Origin of the sequence: Enterococcus sp. RTP21361st1_A6_RTP21361_211029 (genome assembly GCF_040910045.1) — a bacterium.
In the GTDB taxonomy this organism is placed as follows: domain Bacteria; phylum Bacillota; class Bacilli; order Lactobacillales; family Enterococcaceae; genus Enterococcus_D; species Enterococcus_D gallinarum.
In genome coordinates this window covers 1-1,922 of sequence record NZ_JBDGBK010000184.1, presented here as the reverse complement: position 1 = coordinate 1,922, position 1,922 = coordinate 1, and the positions used below count along the sequence as shown (strand labels likewise).

Here is a 1,922-nt window from a genome sequence, read left to right as displayed (position 1 = left end):
TTAACTTTGGTGGAATACTTACAAGTAAATGAATATGATCTGCACAAGCATTTGCCTCAATGATCTCTACTCCTTTTATTTCATAGAGCGTGCGAAGAATCTCGCTTATACTTTCTCTATATTTTCCGTAAATGATCTATCTCCGATATTTTGGCGCAAACACGATGTGATACTTACATCTCCATTTACTATGTGATAAACTTTCTTTGTCCCTTTCAATAAGGACACCTCCTATCTTTGATGGTGATGCGGTCTGGAAACCAACATCAGTTTATCAATTTTGGGAGGTCTTTTTAATACCATGCTGGAAGCTCTTTTGAACCACCAGCACAGCAGGTGGTTTTCAAACATACAATAAAAAGCCTACTTTGTAGTACAAGTAGGCATGAGTTGACAAATTGATGGTTTTTTTAAGGATCTAGCATTGTGGGTTGATGACACTCATAGATTAAAGTTTGTCAACTCAAAAAAAGTATATCAAAAAGAGAAGTAGAGAAAAAGTAGAAATCTTTATTGATTTCTGCTTTTTTGACATTATGTTTAAGAAATTAATTTAAAGAAAAAAATGAGGATGAGAGAGGTGTGTTGTTTAGAAGATGAAAAAAAGAAGGATCAGGAAAAAATTGGGTTGCTTCGTTATCTGTGTCAGAATTGTCCCAATTTATTTATTTTTGCATTATCTGAATTAATTGACACACCAATTGAGAAAACGTTTCTATGGATTAATGGGTATCATTTACCCTATCATTGGAAGTATCAACGCTGGAAGGAATGAAATTGATGTAAAGAGAAGAAAAAATCATGTTCATATGAATGTTTTAGAAAAGAAAAAGGGTAGTCAAATAGATGAAAATATGGAAAAATAGAAAACAAAAAAAGTGTAACATTATTGATTGTTGGATTAACTATAATCGGAAGTGTTTTATTTATAGGAAAGTCGTTGTTTTCTAACAAAAATGCTAAGGAACAAATGATTACTAGCACAACGGAAGATGTATCACCAGAGTTGTTTTTAGAGACAGAAGTTCTTGATACAAAGAAATCTCAGGCAAAGCCTTCGAAGAACGAGCTTTATCAAGGAGATCCCTCATTTGAACATGCGGATCCGGGAAAGCAGTATTTACTAATGATTCGGCTTATAGATAAAATGAATCATGAATATGCAGGTCCCGATAAAAAGCCATTGAAAAGAGAGAAAAAATTGATTTTAGGGAAAACCAAAGGGGTGGTACATGTAGTTGTAAAAGCAAACAGATCAATGTTAACTCATATTCAGAAGTTAAAAGATATTCAAGTGTCTGCGACATTAAAAGAGGGGTAAGAGAACATGGAAATGATGGATGACAAAAAATTTTATCAACAAATAGAACAATTAAAACAAGAAACGTTTTGGGAATATTTGTCCCATTCTTATCGATTTTTTTCTTTTGTTCCGTTATTATGTTTGCTTGATTTTTTATTCTATCCACATTTTTCATGGTGGTTTGTGCTAAAACTGATTTTGTTATTAGGGTGTATGTTGTTTTTTTTTCTGGACGTATGTTTTTTATAGAAAGATAGATAAAAAAAGGAATAGTTCTTTTCTGTTTTTCCGACTATTTGTGATGTATGCACTTTGTAATGGAATATTCATGATGATTGTCATGACAAATGTTTATCGAATACCTATTGAAAAAGGAAGTATTCTTTCTAATTGCGTAGGATCTATAGTTTTTGGAATCATTATGGGAGCGGTGTACGCAGGATGTTCCTATGAACGTATAAAAGAATATTTAGGATCTAAAAAAGAGTAGTCGAGTAAAGAACTAAAATGAGTTAGGTGATTTTATGATAGACGATGGAATGAGTGGATAGGTTACACTGAACTAGACAATAAAAATAAGGTGTGTAAAATATAAGAAAACACACTGGAGGAATTGTTA

Annotated in this window: 2 protein-coding genes and 1 pseudogene; 2 read left to right on the top strand and 1 reads right to left on the bottom strand. The window is 32.3% G+C overall.

The features are described 5' to 3' along the window. Positions 1–220: pseudogene (tnpA, locus tag AB5Z52_RS16840) on the bottom strand (IS200/IS605 family transposase); the annotation flags it as partial. Between the two features lie 360 nt (positions 221–580). Between tnpA and AB5Z52_RS16835 the strand changes: the two are divergent. Both AB5Z52_RS16835 and AB5Z52_RS16830 read left to right on the top strand, forming a co-directional pair. Next, the gene (locus AB5Z52_RS16835) at positions 581–775 is read left to right on the top strand and encodes a hypothetical protein (RefSeq protein WP_137264903.1); all 195 of its coding nucleotides are present in this window, start codon (positions 581–583) and stop codon (positions 773–775) included. Positions 776–889: 114 nt separating this feature from the next. After that, the gene (locus tag AB5Z52_RS16830; RefSeq protein WP_238696206.1) at positions 890–1,321 is read left to right on the top strand and encodes a hypothetical protein; all 432 of its coding nucleotides are present in this window, start codon (positions 890–892) and stop codon (positions 1,319–1,321) included. The last annotated feature ends 601 nt before the right edge of the window (positions 1,322–1,922 follow it).